13 protein-coding genes are annotated in these 14,240 nt (G+C 64.5%); 7 read left to right on the top strand and 6 right to left on the bottom strand.

Translation table 11 applies throughout. The features are described 5' to 3' along the window. The 4 genes from glcF to ACWGTO_RS24930 form a co-directional block, all read right to left on the bottom strand. On the bottom strand, nucleotides 1-1,326 hold the full coding sequence (gene glcF / locus ACWGTO_RS24945) for a glycolate oxidase subunit GlcF (RefSeq protein WP_454577462.1): 1,326 nt from the start codon (nucleotides 1,324-1,326) through the stop codon (nucleotides 1-3). 3 nt (nucleotides 1,327-1,329) lie between these two features. Next, nucleotides 1,330-2,541 carry an FAD-binding protein gene (locus tag ACWGTO_RS24940; protein WP_454577461.1) on the bottom strand — a complete coding sequence of 404 codons (1,212 nt, stop codon included), beginning with the start codon at nucleotides 2,539-2,541 and terminating at the stop codon, nucleotides 1,330-1,332. 238 nt (nucleotides 2,542-2,779) lie between these two features. Continuing rightward, entirely contained in the window at nucleotides 2,780-4,276 is a 1,497-nt protein-coding gene (locus tag ACWGTO_RS24935; RefSeq protein WP_454577460.1) for an FAD-linked oxidase C-terminal domain-containing protein, read from the bottom strand. Nucleotides 4,277-4,540: 264 nt separating this feature from the next. Then, entirely contained in the window at nucleotides 4,541-5,863 is a 1,323-nt protein-coding gene (locus tag ACWGTO_RS24930) for a DUF3422 family protein (protein WP_454577459.1), read from the bottom strand. 208 nt (nucleotides 5,864-6,071) lie between these two features. On the opposite strand from ACWGTO_RS24930, the gene ACWGTO_RS24925 reads away from it, so the two are divergent. The 3 genes from ACWGTO_RS24925 to ACWGTO_RS24915 are packed head-to-tail and all read left to right on the top strand — an operon-like array spanning nucleotide 6,072 to nucleotide 8,849. Further along, on the top strand, nucleotides 6,072-6,869 hold the full coding sequence (locus ACWGTO_RS24925) for an FCD domain-containing protein (protein ID WP_454577458.1): 798 nt from the start codon (nucleotides 6,072-6,074) through the stop codon (nucleotides 6,867-6,869). A gap of 19 nt (nucleotides 6,870-6,888) precedes the next feature. Further along, the gene (locus ACWGTO_RS24920; protein WP_454577457.1) at nucleotides 6,889-8,025 is read left to right on the top strand and encodes an alpha-hydroxy acid oxidase; all 1,137 of its coding nucleotides are present in this window, start codon (nucleotides 6,889-6,891) and stop codon (nucleotides 8,023-8,025) included. A gap of 56 nt (nucleotides 8,026-8,081) precedes the next feature. After that, the gene (locus ACWGTO_RS24915) at nucleotides 8,082-8,849 is read left to right on the top strand and encodes a metallophosphoesterase (protein WP_454577456.1); all 768 of its coding nucleotides are present in this window, start codon (nucleotides 8,082-8,084) and stop codon (nucleotides 8,847-8,849) included. Here ACWGTO_RS24915 and ACWGTO_RS24910 read toward each other — a convergent pair. Further along, on the bottom strand, nucleotides 8,846-8,986 hold the full coding sequence (locus tag ACWGTO_RS24910; RefSeq protein WP_006206855.1) for a hypothetical protein: 141 nt from the start codon (nucleotides 8,984-8,986) through the stop codon (nucleotides 8,846-8,848). The two genes, ACWGTO_RS24915 and ACWGTO_RS24910, sit on opposite strands and share 4 nt — an antisense overlap. Nucleotides 8,987-9,265: 279 nt before the next feature. Continuing rightward, nucleotides 9,266-9,964: a type 1 glutamine amidotransferase gene (locus ACWGTO_RS24905; RefSeq protein ID WP_454577455.1), complete on the bottom strand. Its 699-nt coding sequence runs from the start codon at nucleotides 9,962-9,964 to the stop codon at nucleotides 9,266-9,268. 86 nt (nucleotides 9,965-10,050) lie between these two features. Between ACWGTO_RS24905 and ACWGTO_RS24900 the strand changes: the two genes are divergently transcribed. The 4 genes from ACWGTO_RS24900 (at nucleotide 10,051) to ACWGTO_RS24885 (ending at nucleotide 14,203) form a co-directional block, all read left to right on the top strand. Then, entirely contained in the window at nucleotides 10,051-10,698 is a 648-nt protein-coding gene (locus ACWGTO_RS24900; protein WP_454577454.1) for a hypothetical protein, read from the top strand. 31 nt (nucleotides 10,699-10,729) lie between these two features. Further along, complete coding sequence (locus ACWGTO_RS24895; protein WP_454577453.1) at nucleotides 10,730-11,464, top strand: 16S rRNA (uracil(1498)-N(3))-methyltransferase; 735 nt, start codon at nucleotides 10,730-10,732, stop codon at nucleotides 11,462-11,464. A gap of 245 nt (nucleotides 11,465-11,709) precedes the next feature. Further along, nucleotides 11,710-13,083, top strand: coding sequence for a glutamate--cysteine ligase (locus ACWGTO_RS24890; protein WP_454577452.1), 1,374 nt, complete (start codon nucleotides 11,710-11,712; stop codon nucleotides 13,081-13,083). Between the two features lie 88 nt (nucleotides 13,084-13,171). Beyond that, nucleotides 13,172-14,203, top strand: a complete 1,032-nt coding sequence (locus ACWGTO_RS24885) for a DUF937 domain-containing protein (protein ID WP_454577451.1) — start codon at nucleotides 13,172-13,174, stop codon at nucleotides 14,201-14,203. Nucleotides 14,204-14,240 lie beyond the last annotated feature (37 nt).

Raw genomic sequence — 14,240 nt, 5'->3', positions numbered from 1 at the left:
CTACTCCGCGGCGACGAACCTTCCTTCTGCAACGCCTTCCGGCTTCGGTCCGCCATAGGCCCAGTCGAGCAGCTTGATCGTGTGCACCACGGGCAGCTTGGCGGCCGACGCGATCTGGGTGATGCAGCCTATGTTGCCGGTGGCGACGATTTCGGCGCCGGTCGCCTCGATGTTTTTCACCTTGCGGTCGCGCAGCTTGGTCGAAATCTCCGGCTGCAGGATGTTGTAGGTGCCGGCCGAGCCGCAGCACAGATGCCCTTCGCGCGGCTCGCGCACGATGAAGCCGGCCTTGGCGAGCAGTTCCTTCGGCTGACGGGTGATCTTCTGGCCGTGCTGCATCGAGCAGGCCGAGTGATAGGCGACGACGGTGCCGGGCTTGCGCACCGGCTCCGGCAGGTCGAGGCCTGAGAGATATTCGGTGATGTCCTTGGCCAGCGCCGAGACACGCGCGGCCTTGTCGGCATAGGCCGGATCGAGGCGCAGCATGAAGCCGTAATCCTTGATGGTGGTGCCGCAGCCGGACGCGGTGATGACGATGGCGTCGAGCCCGCCCCGATCGATGGCGCGTGTCCAGGCATCGACATTCTGCCGCGCCGAAGCAAGGGCTGCTTCCTCACGACCCATGTGATGGACCAGCGCGCCGCAGCAGGCCTCGCCTTGCGGCACCACGACCTCGACGCCAAGCCTGGTCAGCAGCGCGATCGTCGTCTCGTTGATGGCGGGATCGAGCACCGATTGCGCACAACCGGTGAGGATGGCAACGCGGCCCTTCTTCGTCCCCCGCCCGGCATGGACGCCGGGAGACGCCATCGGCGAGGCCGCCGGGATCGATGCCGGCGCCAGCTTCAGCATCGCGCCGAGCGGGTTCAAGGCTGGGACCTTTTCGAACAGGCCAATGAACGGCTTGCCCAGTCTCGCCAGTTTCAGCGCGGCGCGAAAACGCCTGGGATAGGGCAGCACGAAGGCCAGCATGGCTCGGGCCAGCCGATCGAGCAGCGGCCGCTTGTAGGTGTCCTGGATATGGGCCCGGGCATGGTCGACCAGATGCATGTAGTTGACGCCCGACGGGCAGGTCGTCATGCAGGCAAGGCAAGACAGGCAGCGGTCGATATGGGTGACGATCTCCTTGTCGGCGGGACGGCCGTTTTCGAGCATGTCCTTGATCAGATAAATGCGGCCGCGCGGCGAATCCAGCTCGTTGCCGAGCGTCACATAGGTCGGGCACGTCGCAGTGCAGAAGCCGCAATGCACGCATTTGCGCAGGATCTTCTCCGATTCCGCGACATTCGGATCGGCAAGCTGGGCAAGGGAGAAATTGGTTTGCATGATTTAGCTCTGCGCCATGCGGCCGGGGTTGAGGATGGCCTTGGGATCGAACTCGGCTTTGAGCCTGGCCGACAGGGCAGCCAGATGCGGCGCCTGCGGCTCGAACACCGGCACGGCGGCGCGATGCGAAGGGGCGGCGCGCACCAGCGTCGCGTGACCGCCACCATGCTTTCGGATCAGCCCGCGCAGCAAGCCGGCCTCGGGATCGCCCTCCTCCATGCGCAGCCAGACCAGCCCGCCCTGCCAGTCGTAGAAGGCGCTGACGCCAATCTGCATGCGCAGTGTCAGCACCATCTGGTGGGCCTGGGAGGGCGCCATGGAGACGCGCCAGACCGGCCTCTCGCTACCGTCGGCGAAGGGCGCACAATCCCTGACATCGCGCCAGAGGGTATGCGAGGCATCACCCGCAATCTCCTGCAGCGGGCCTGCATTCTTCAGTAAGGTTTTCAGCGCCTCGATGCGGTAGGCAACAGAGGGGCCAAAGCCTTCGACGCGCAGCAGCGTCGCGGCGTCAGCGCCGAGACTGCCGCCAGCAACACGCGCGGCAATGCGTTCGGGCAGATGGGCAGCGCTCGACACTTCGGCGCTAGAGCCGAGCGCCAGCGCCATGGCGGCGGCCGCGGCATCGTCGAGCAGGCCGCGCACGGCAAGCGTGACCTCGGTCTCGGCCGCCGGCAGCACCTTGAAGGTGACGTCGGTGAACACGGCGAGCGTGCCCCAGCTGTTTGCCATCAGCTTCGACAACTCATAGCCGGTGACATTCTTGACGACGCGGCCGCCGGACTTGAACGCTTCGCCGCGACCGGCCACCGCATTGATCCCAAGGATGTGGTCGCGCGCGGCACCCGCCTTCAGCCGGCGCGGGCCGGACAGGTTCGCGGCAAGCACGCCGCCGATCGTGCCTTTGCCCGGCGTTCCGCCGAGCAGCGGGCCGTAGTCCATCGGCTCGAAGGCGAATTGCTGGCCGTTTTCGGCGAGCAGGGTTTCGATCTCGGACAGCGACGTGCCGGCCTTGGCCGACAGCACCAGTTCGGCCGGCTCGTAAAGGGTGACGCCGGTGAGTTGCGAGAGGTCGAGCGTGTGCTCGCTCTGCTGCGGACGGCCGATGCCGCGCTTGGAACCGTGGCCGATGGTTTCCAGCGGCGATTCCTCCGCCGCCGCCCATTGGACGGTGGAGAGGACTTCGGCTGACGTGGTGGGGGTGAAGGTGGTCATGGGCGTGACGCGCCACTTGCGAATGCAGAGACGTCGCGTTCCTTCGCGCCCCCCTCTGTCCTGCCGGACATCTCCCCCACTTGGGGAGAGATTGGCAGCTTTGGCGACCGCGCCTCTCTTGCAACGTCGAAGATTGGCGAAGGCAGAGATGATAGCTGATCTCCCCCCTTGTGGGGGAGATGTCCGGCAGGACCGAGGGGGGCGCGAAGGATCGCTAAGGTATGAAACGGACCCCCCATCAAAACCTCGGAATGTCCGGAAACGCCACCTGCCCGCGATGCACATGCATCCTCCCCAGCTCGGCACATCGCCGCAGTTGCGGGAACACCTTGCCCGGGTTGAGCAGATGGTTGGGGTCGAAGGCGCATTTGACGCGCATTTGCTGGTCGAGGTCGATCTGGTTGAACATTTCCGGCATCAGATCGCGCTTCTCGACGCCGACGCCGTGTTCCCCGGTCAGGACGCCGCCGACCTTGACGCAGAGCCGCAAGATGTCGGCGCCGAAGCTTTCCGCCTTGTCGAGCTCGCCCGGCACATTGGCGTCGTAGAGGATCAGCGGGTGCAGATTGCCGTCGCCGGCATGGAAGACGTTGGCGACGCCGAGCCCGTATTTTTCCGAGAGTTCGCGCATGCCGGCCAGCACGCGCGGCAGTTCCTTGCGCGGGATAGTGCCGTCCATGCAGTAATAGTCGGGCGAGATGCGCCCGACCGCAGGGAAGGCTGCCTTGCGGCCGGCCCAGAAGCTCAGCCGCTCCTGCTCGGACTGCGAGATGCGGCAGGTGGTCGAGCCGTTCGTGTAGGCGATCGCCTCGACGAGTCCGATCAGGTGATCGACCTCGACGCCCGGCCCGTCGAGCTCGACGATGAGCAGCGCCTCGACGTCGAGGGGGTAGCCGGCATGGACGAAATCCTCCGCGGCGTGGATTGCAGGGCGATCCATCATCTCCATGCCGCCCGGAATGATGCCGGCGCCGATGATGTCTGCGACGCACTGGCCACCCTGCTCGCTGGTCGGGAAGCCGATCAGCAGCGCACGCGCCGTCTCCGGCTTTTTCAGAATGCGCACCGTGACTTCGGTGACGACGCCGAGCAGGCCTTCTGAACCGGTCATGACGCCAAGCAGGTCGTAGCCTTCACTGTCCAGATGGTTGCCGCCGAGGCGGATCACCTCGCCGTTCATCAGCACCATCTCGATGCCCAGCACATTGTTGGCGGTCAGGCCGTATTTCAGGCAATGCACACCGCCGGAATTTTCCGCGACATTGCCGCCGATCGAGCAGGCAATCTGCGAGGATGGATCAGGGGCGTAGTAAAAGCCTTCCTCCTCGACGGCGGTGGTGATGCCGAGATTGGTGACGCCGGGCTGGGCGACGACGGTTCGGTCGGGATAGTCGATGGCGAGGATGCGGTTGAAGCGGCTCATGACCAGAAGCACCGCATCTTCCAGCGGCAGCGCGCCGCCCGACAGCGACGTGCCGGAGCCGCGCGGCACGACGCGGATGTTGCGGTCGTTGCAGTATTTGAGCACCCGCGACACCTGCGCCACCGTTTCCGGCAGCACCACCACCAACGGCAATTGCCGGTAGGCGGTGAGGCCGTCGCTCTCGAAGGCCCGCATTTCGTTGGTGGCGTCGACGACCCCCTCGCCCGGCACGATGATGCGCATGTCGGCAACGATCTCTGCGCGCCTTCGCATCGTGGCGTCGTCTGGCTTGGGCATGGCAAGGCCGGACATCGGCAGCCTCCTCTGCTTGACTGGTAAAAATCTTTTACCAGCGAGGCGCCATCCTTGCAAACCCTGCTTTGGTCGAGATCGCGGGCAAGGCTGAGAAGTGAGCTTCCGCAGCGGCAATCTGCCGCTGTGTTCTATACCCTCCTGTTGTGGGGAGGGTCGCGAACGAAGTGGGCGGGGTGGGGTCGGCACAGGCTGGAGCTTTACGAAGACCCCGATCCGCTACGCGGATCGACCCTCCCCACAAGGGGGAGGGTAAACGTGCGCTTACTCGCCCGGATGTTTCGCCGGTTCGGAATGCATGCGGCGTACGCGGCGCACGCCCCACCAGACCAGCAGTATGGCGACCGGGACCGAGGCGGCGGTAACGACTTCCGGCGCGAAGGCATGGCCGAAGGTCGAGGCGCCCTTGGCGATATAGCCGATCAGGCCGACGACATAATAGGACACGGCGGCGACGGAGAGGCCTTCGACCGTCTGCTGCAGGCGCAATTGCAGGCGGGCGCGGTTGTTCATCGAGGCCAGCAAATCGCGATTCTGCTTCTCGACCTCGACATCGACCCAGGTGCGCAGCAGCGTGGTGGCACGGGTGAGTTTTCGCGACAGGTTGGCCTGGCGCTCCTCGACCGAACGGCAGGTACGCATGGCGGGTGCCACGCGGCGCTGCAGGAAGCCGCCCCAGGTGTCGTGACCGGGCACCGCCTCTTCCTCCAGCGCTTCCAGCCGCTCGACAACGATGCCGTCATAGGCGCGGCTGGCGCCGAAGCGATAGAGGCTGGAGGCAGCATCGGCCTCCAGTTCGGCGGCAAGCTCGGTCAGGTCGGCAAGCAGCGTCTGGCTGTCGCGCGTTTCAGTGACCTTCATTTCCAGCGTGGTCTGCGCCAGCCGATCCTCGATGCGGCGGGCGCGCCCGGACAGCGTCAGCGCCAGCGGCAGGCCGAGCATGGCAAGCGTGCGATAAGTCTCGATGTCGATCAGCCTCTGCGACAGCGCGCCTGTGCGCGCCGGCGTCAGGCCGCGGTCGAGCACCAGGATGCGGGTGAGGCCGTCGCCATCCTGGCGGAAATCGGTGACAATGGCCGCGTTGCCGCGCTCGACCAGCGAATAGCAGAGGCTTGTCGGGTCGAAGCTGGCGATCAGTCTTTCGCTCGCCTGCGTCCATTTGCGGATTTCTAGCCTGATGCCGGAAATGACCGTTCCCGGCGGCGAAAACCCGTTGCCGAAGGGAGAGTCCTCCTGCGCCCTGCTGCTTTCCGCAAGCGGCCCTTCCCACAGATAGGTCGAGAATTCGGTGTGCCGCTCCCAGCGCAGCGTGCCCTTGCCCCACTTCATGGCGTGGTGGCGGGCATGGCGATCGGGTGCGGCGATGCCGAGGCGCCGCGACAGTTCAGAAAGCACGGCCATATCGACGCCGGAACCGCCTTCGGTCATGAAGGCGAGTTGCACCAGCACGCGTGGCTTGTCGATCAGCGGATGCGGCCGGGCATGGACCTCGCCAAGCGCGCCGGGCCGTCCCTCATGCGCGGGAAAACCCATCACGCTGCCCTGGGCGCGCGGCTGGAATTCGAGGTTGGACGTCTCGTCCGACACGGCTGGTCCCCCTGTTCTCGACCCTTCGTGTTGTCGTGTCCTCTTGAGACAATCAATGAGGCGCGTAAACAGCAAAGTTTAGCCGAAGCGATTTCGCCGGCGCGGCGCTGAAGCCGACCAGATCGGGCGAATTGGATAAATAATTTGACCAGTTCGCGACACTGGCTCTAATCTACGCACCCTAAGACAGGATTTCCCAGGCGCCCCGTTGAGCGATATTTTCTCAAGGATCGAGCATTCGCGCACCGCCGACGAGGTCGTGCAGCAGATCGAAAACCTGATCCTCGAAGGTGTGTTGCGCACCGGCGACCGGCTGCCCGGCGAGCGCGAACTGGCGCGCCAGTTCGACGTGTCGAGGCCGATCCTGCGCGACGCGCTGAAGGCGCTGGAGGGGCGCGGGCTGTTGACCACCAAAGCCGGCGGCGGCACCCATGTCGCCGATGTCATCGGCCAATTGTTCACCAAGCCGGTAACCGACCTCATCTCCATGCACCGCAAGGCGGTGACCGACTATCTGGAATATCGCCGCGAGATCGAAGGCGTGGCGGCCGAATATGCGGCGCGGCGCGCGACAGCAGACGACATTGCGCTACTCGACCGCATCATGGCGCGCATGGACGAGGCGCACCGCACCGGCAATTTCGACGACGAGGCGGAGATCGACATCGAGTTCCACCATGCGGTGTGCGAATGCGCGCACAACATCATCCTCCTGCACACGCTGCGCTCCTGCTACCGGCTGTTGTCGGAAGGCGTGTTCCAAAACCGGCTTCTGGTGTTCACCGTGCCCGGCGCGCGCGAGGCACTGCTGGCCCAGCACCGGGCTATCTACAGTGCGGTGAAGGCCGGCGATCCGGCTGCCGCCCGCCAGGCGGCGATGGACCACATCTCCTATGTCGAACGCTCGATGCTCGAGGCCGAACGCAGCGGCGACTGGCAGCGCGTGTCGCGACTCAGGCTCAAGCAGCGCTCCGACGCCGGCGACGGCGCAAAAGCAACAAACTAGCGAACCCGCGAGAACCACCATGAGCGACATCCTCACCATTGCCGACCTCAAGGATCTTGCGCGCCGGCGGGTGCCGAAGATGTTCTTCGACTATGCCGATTCCGGCGCCTGGACCGAGAGCACCTACCGCGCCAATGAGGAGGATTTCGGCAAGATCAAGTTCCGCCAGCGCGTGCTGGTCGACATGAGCAACCGCTCGCTGGAATCGACCATGATCGGCGAAAAGGTGGCAATGCCGGTGGCGCTTGCCCCAACCGGCCTGACCGGCATGCAGCATGCCGACGGCGAGATGCTGGCGGCGCAGGCGGCGGAGGAATTCGGCGTGCCGTTCACGCTGTCGACGATGAGCATCTGCTCGATCGAGGATGTCGCCTCGGTGACCAGGAAGCCGTTCTGGTTCCAGCTCTACGTGCTGCGCGACAAGGATTTCGTGCTCGACCTGATCGACCGGGCGAAGGCGGCGAAATGCTCGGCGCTGGTGCTGACGCTCGACCTGCAGATCCTGGGACAGCGCCACAAGGATGTCCGCAACGGGCTGTCGGCTCCGCCCAGGATGACGCTGGCCAACATTGCCAATATTGCGATGCGGCCACGCTGGCTCCTGGGCATTGCCGGAACCAAGCGCCGCACCTTCCGCAACATTGTCGGCCATGCCAAGGGCGTTGGCGACGTCGCTTCGCTGGCATCATGGACGACAGAGCAGTTCGACCCGCATCTGTCGTGGAAGGATGTCGCCTGGATCAAGGAACGCTGGGGCGGCAAGCTGATCCTGAAGGGCATTCTCGACAAGGAGGACGCGCTGATGGCGGTCGAGACCGGCGCCGATGCGATCGTCGTTTCCAACCATGGCGGGCGCCAGCTCGATGGCGCGTCGTCCTCGATCATGGCGCTGGAAGAAATCGCCGATGCCGTCGGCGACAGAATAGAGGTGCATATGGATGGCGGCATCCGCTCGGGCCAGGACGTGCTGAAGGCGCTGTGCCTCGGCGCCAAGGGCACCTATATCGGCCGTCCGTTCCTCTACGGTCTCGGCGCCATGGGCAAGGAAGGGGTGACCCTGGCGCTGGAGATCATCCGCAAGGAGATGGACATCACGCTGGCACTGTGCGGCAAGCGCCTGGTGACCGACATGGGCAAGGATCAGTTGCGGCGCTAGGGTCTTGTTCACCGATTGGCCCTAGCCTCGCTGGGATCACGGAGACCACGCCAGCCTTGACCGAGACCGGCATCCACTATCTCGACGCACGCGCGCCGGACGGCATGCGCCTTTATGCGATCGGCGACGTGCATGGCCGGCACGACCTGCTCGCCGCCATGCACCGCCGCATAGAGAGTGAGCTCGAATATAGGCCGACCGCCGACTGGCGCGTCATCCACCTCGGCGACTATGTCGACCGTGGGCCCGACTCCAAGGACGTCATCGATTTCCTGATCAAGGCGCAAAAGCGCGATCAGCGCAACCTTATGCTGGCCGGAAACCACGACATCGGCTTCCTGGACTTCCTCACGGAGCCCGATCCGGACGGGTTGTTCATGCGCTATGGCGGCGTGCAGACGGCACAGTCCTATGGCGTTGACCTGATTGGAGACGCACGCTGGTTCGGCAAGGCGGACGCAGTGCGGCGCGGGCACGCTGACTTGGTCAATGCAGTGCCGCAAGCCCATGTCGACTTCCTGCGGTCGCTGCAATTGTCACTGATTTTCGGCGATTTCTTCTTCTGCCATGCCGGCATCAGACCGGATGTGCCGCTGGACAGCCAGAGCCCGCAGGATCTGGTCTGGATCCGCGACGTCTTCCACAACCATCCGGGGCTCTACCCGAAAGTGGTCGTGCACGGCCACACGCCCGTGCCGGAGGCCGAACTGATGCCGAACCGTGTCAATGTCGACACGCTCGCCTGGCAGTCAGGCATGCTCAGCGCGCTCGCCGTGGACGGCGCCGACAAGCGTATCCTGACGGTGCAGGGAAAAGCGTTTTAACGGAGCGCGGCGGTGACGCCGTAGCCGTCGACGGCCTGATGGTTGTTGGCTGCATCGGCGGAATAAATGCCGAGACCGCACAGCACGATGGCAGACAGCATGACAAAGGACAGAAGCGCTGCTTTCACGGACGTCATCTCTTGTTGAGCTTCCTGCATCTGGGCACGAGGCGGTTACCAATGCGTTGAAACGGAGAATTCGTCTCAAAGTTTCGACGATTTCGCGCTTGTAGGTCGATTCTGTATCGGCGGTGTGTCGCGCGGATCACACAAAAGGTTCATCGCGGTTGCATTGCCGATGCAGAGCGCGCGCCTTCTAGGATGGCGGCGGGACACAAGCCAAGGATGAAAGATGTTGTCCCCGGCGGATTCACCGCCGCGTGCCAATTATGCAACGGCCGGCTTCCGCGGCGGGGCTCAGATCGTCGCCACCCAGGCACGCGCGATGGCCAGCCCGGCGGCATCGGCGTCAGGACCGTTGCGGGCCATTTCGGCATCAAGCCGGTCGTGCCAGTCGGGATGGCGCTCGGCAATGAGCGGTGCGAAGGATGTGCTCCAGTCCTTCACCATCGGCCGGTCGGCCTCGAAATGGAACTGGAAGCCGTAGACGGCGCGGCCGATGCGAAACGCCTGGTTCTCGGCAACCGCGCTGCCGGCAAGCCGCACGGCATTTGCAGGGAGGGCGAAGGTATCGTCGTGCCATTCGAAGATGGGGAAGTCCTGGGGAAGTGCGGCGAGCACCGGATCGGTTTGGGCATCCGGCGTCAGCGACACCTTGTGCCAGCCGAATTCCGAGGCGCCGCCGATCTGATTCTCGCCGCCGAAGGTGCGGGCGACCAGTTGGCTGCCGAGGCAGATACCGAGCACCGAGCGATCCTTGGCGGCGAAATCGCGAGTCAGGTCGAGCAGTGTGGGGAAATAGGGGTAGTCGTCGTCGGCCAGCGCGTTCTGCCCACCGCCGAGCATCACCATGGCATCATGTCCGGTCGCGTCGTCCGGCAGCGGATCGCCCTTGTAGGGCCGGCGCAGGTCGAGATCGGCGCCGGCTTCGGCAAGCGCCGCGCCCACCTGGCCGAGGCCGGTATTGTCGTAGTTCTGGACCACCAGCACCCGCATATGGAAACCCTGCTGACATGAAATGACGGGACGAGCGATATCATGTCGCCAGCATTGCAGCCAAGATGCGCATTCGGGAGAGAACTATGCCACTGCAAAATCGGGTAGACCCGTTCGGCGCCATCCATGCCGTGCGCGAGCGCGGCCTGCTTACCGGCAACCGCGGCATCATCCACGACCCGCAGACCAAGACGCTGCTGAAGAAGCGCTGGGCTTTGCCGGCCTGGATCATCTGCGTCTGCCAATTCCGTAACGTTCGGCGCGAGCCGATGGGCAGAAACAGGCCGGGCGGCAAGGCCGGCTGGACCGAGCTGTTCTTCCTCGACGAGGTGACGGCGCTGGCGGCCGGGCATCGGCCTTGTTTCTATTGCCGGCGTGAGCGAGCCACGGATTTTGTCGGCCGCTTCGGCAAAGCCGTTGGCATAACCGAACCGCGCGCGCCAATGGTCGACAAGCGCTTGCACAAGGAGCGGCTGGCGTCGGGGGGAAAACTACCGGCTGTTACCGCGGAGGAGCTTTCCGGGTTGCCCGACGGAACAATGATCGCAGATAGCGGCTCCGCCTATGCGCTGCGCGGCGGCAAGGCACTGCCCTGGTCGTTCGCGGGCTATGGCGATCCAGCTGCCTTCGACACCCTTGCCGAGCGGAAGCTGCGGCTACTGACACCGGCGACTTCCCTTTCGGTGCTGCGACAAGGCTACCTTCCGGTGTGGCATCCTTCCGCCGAGGCTTGACGCCGGGGATCGCCTCGCCCATTCCTCGGCGATGCGCGCCAATTACAAGATGCAGCGGCTGTTCGTGCCGGGCGATCTCGCACCCGATATCGAATTCGATGCCGGCCAGCAGCAGAGCCATTATCTCATGCATGTGCTGCGGCTCGGAGAAGGCTCGGAGATCCTGGTTTTCAACGGCCGCGACGGCGAGTGGTCGGCGGCGATCGCCGCCAGGTCGAAGAGGGCGGTGCGGCTGAAAGTTCTGGTCCCGCAGCGGCCGCAACCGCCGCTGCCCGATCTGATCTACTGCTTCGCGCCGCTGAAGCAGGGCCGGCTCGACTATCTCGTGCAGAAGGCGGTGGAGATGGGCGCCGGCATCCTGCAGCCGGTGATCACCCAGCACACGCAAGTGGCAAAGCCCTCCATCGAGCGCCTGCGCGCCAATGTCGTCGAGGCGGCCGAGCAATGCGGCATACTGGCGGTGCCGGAGGTGCGTGATGCCGAGAAATTCGAGCGCCTGCTCTCCGGCTGGGACAAGCAACGACGGCTGATCTTCTGCGACGAGGATGCCTCGACCAACAATCCGCTGCCGGCATTGCAGGCGATCAAGGAAAAGAAGCTTGGGCTGCTGGTCGGGCCGGAGGGCGGCTTCTCCGATGAGGAGCGCAAGATGCTGCGGGCGCTCCCCTTCGTCACCGCCATCCCGCTCGGCCCGCGTATCCTGCGCGCCGACACGGCGGCGGTTGCGGCGCTTGCCGTGATGCAGGCAACGACCGGAGACTGGTGAGACTTCGCCTATTGCAAGGGACGGACGGGGCGGTCAGGTTCAATTCCTGTTGACCTGTGGCTCAGGATTTTTCGCTTGATCGGCTACTGACATTTCGTCCATTTAGCGCCGGCGGTCTTCCGAGAGCCGCACTACAGCGCCGCGCGTCCTTTCGGACGCGCAAAGGACGCTGTAGCATTTTGATTTGAGCACATGATCCTTCCGAAAATCGAAAGTCGATTTTCGGGGTCATGTGGGGGGTTTCCATGGCGCGCGACACAACCGATTTCCGGCCGATCGAAGACTTCGACGAACTGGTCGAACACCTGGCCGAAGGCAACAAGCCTCGCGACAAGTGGCGGATCGGCACCGAGCACGAGAAGTTCCCGTTCTATGTCGACGGCAACGCGCCGGTTCCCTATGGCGGCGAGCGCGGCATCCGCGCCATCCTCGAAGGCATGCAGCACAAGCTTGGCTGGGATCCGATTATCGATGATGGCCGCATCATCGGCCTGGTCGAGCCGACCGGCCAGGGCGCCATCTCCCTGGAGCCCGGCGGCCAGTTCGAACTGTCCGGCGCGCCGCTGGAGTCGATCCATCAGACCTGCCGCGAGGGCAATGCGCATCTGGCGCAGGTGCGCGAGATCGCCGAGCCTATGGGCATTCGCTTCCTCGGCCTCGGCGGCAGCCCGAAATGGTCGCTTGCCGAGACGCCGAAAATGCCGAAGTCGCGCTACGAGATCATGACCCGCTATATGCCCAAGGTCGGCACCAAGGGTCTCGACATGATGTATCGCACCTGCACCATCCAGGTGAACCTCGACTTCGAGAGCGAAGCCGACATGCGCCGCAAGATGCAGGTGTCGCTAAAGCTGCAGCCCCTGTCGACGGCGCTGTTTGCCAACTCGCCCTTCACCGACAGCCGGCCGAACGGGCTGCAGAGCTGGCGCGGCGACATCTGGCGCGACACCGACAACCAGCGTTCGGGCCTGCTCGAATTCTGCTTCTCGCCCGAGTTCGGTTTTGCCGACTATGTCGAATGGGCGCTCGACGTGCCGATGTATTTCGTCATCCGCGACGGCCACTATCACGACATGACGCACGTCACCTTCCGCCAGTTCATGGCGGGTGCTGCCCGCAATGAGGTGCCGGACGGGCTGCCGACCATGGGCGACTGGGCGAACCACCTGTCGACGCTGTTTCCGGACGTGCGTTTGAAGCGCTTTCTCGAAATGCGCGGCGCCGATGGTGGACCGTGGCGGCGCATCTGCGCGCTGCCGGCCTTCTGGGTCGGGTTGCTCTATGACGAAGCAGCGCTTGACGCCGCCGAAGCGCTGACCTCGAGCTGGACCTATGAAGAAACGCTGGCGATGCGCAACGCGGTGCCGAAGCAAGGCATTTCGGCGCCATTCCGCAACACGACGCTGCGCGAGATCGCCCGCGATGTGATGGCCATTTCACGCATGGGCCTGAAGAACCGCGGCAAGAAAAACCGCGACGGCTATGACGAGACCTCATTCCTCAACACGCTCGACGAAGTCGTTGCGCGCGGGACCACCAGCGCCGAGGAAATGCTGTCGGCCTACCACACGCGCTGGGGCGGTTCGATCGAGCCGGTGTTCATGGAATATGCGTATTGACTGCGCGCCTTGAGGAGCGGCAAAAGCCGCTTCAATCGAACATCGAAACGAACTAGGTTCTCCCAAGGATTTCCCGGAGGAGAAACCGATGCCTACCTTGTTCGACATATTGGCACAGGCGCAGAACGGCAACGGCATGCAGGCGCTTGCCCAGCAGTACGGGCTCTCAATGCAGCAGACGCAGGCGGCGGTCGCCGCGCTGCTGCCCGCTTTCTCGCAAGGGCTGCAACGCAACACCGCCGACCCCTACGGGCTCGGTGCCTTCATGACGGCGATGGCCAGCGGCCAGCACGCCAAGTACTTCGAGGACGTGAGCAGGGCCTTCTCGCCGCAAGGCCTCAATGAAGGCAACGGCATTCTGGGTCATCTGTTCGGCTCGAAGGAGCTTTCGCGCGCCGTGGCCAGCCAGGCCGCGCAGGCGACCGGCGTCAGCCAGCAGGTCCTGCAGCAGATGCTGCCTGCCATCGCCTCGATGGTGATGGGCGGACTGTTCAAGCAGACCACAAACCAGATGCAGGCCGGCGGCTTCGGCGGTGGCAGCAATCCGCTCGGCGAGATCATCGAGCAGATGATGCGGCAGGCCGGCGGCGGCGCCCAGCCGGCGCCGCAGCCGGCGCCCAATCCTTATGGCGAGAACCCGCTCGGCAAGGTGCTGCAGGACATGTTCGGCGGCGGCGCGCAACAGCCGCAAAGCCAGCCGCAGCAAGCGCCCAATCCCTATGGCGACAATCCGCTCGGCAAGGTGCTGCAGGACATGTTCGGCGGTGGTGCGGCGCAACAGCCGCAGGGCCGGGCGCAGCCAACGCAGCCGCAACAGACTCAGAGCCCTTACGGCGACACCCCGCTGGGCAAGATTTTTGAGGAGATGCTGCGGCAAGGTGGTGGCGGTGGTTTCGGCCTGCCCGGTGGACAACCAAGCGAGCAGCCAGCGCCGCAGCAGCCCCAGGCGAAGCAGCGCCAGGCCCCGCAACCGCAGGCCAATCCGAGCGGCAGGCCACGGAATCCGTTCGACGATATTTTCGGAAAGATGTTCGAGACCGGTGCTCAGCAGCGCGACGAATATCAGAAGGGCGTGGAATCGATCTTCGACCAGTTCAAGCGGGACATGGACCAGCGGTAGAGGCTTCGCGCTGGCTGAATATCAACTCATCTAAAAG

This window comes from Mesorhizobium sp. PL10, assembly GCF_053714315.1.
Note: the sequence above shows the minus strand (reverse complement) of the source record. Positions and strands in the feature narration are given on the sequence as shown.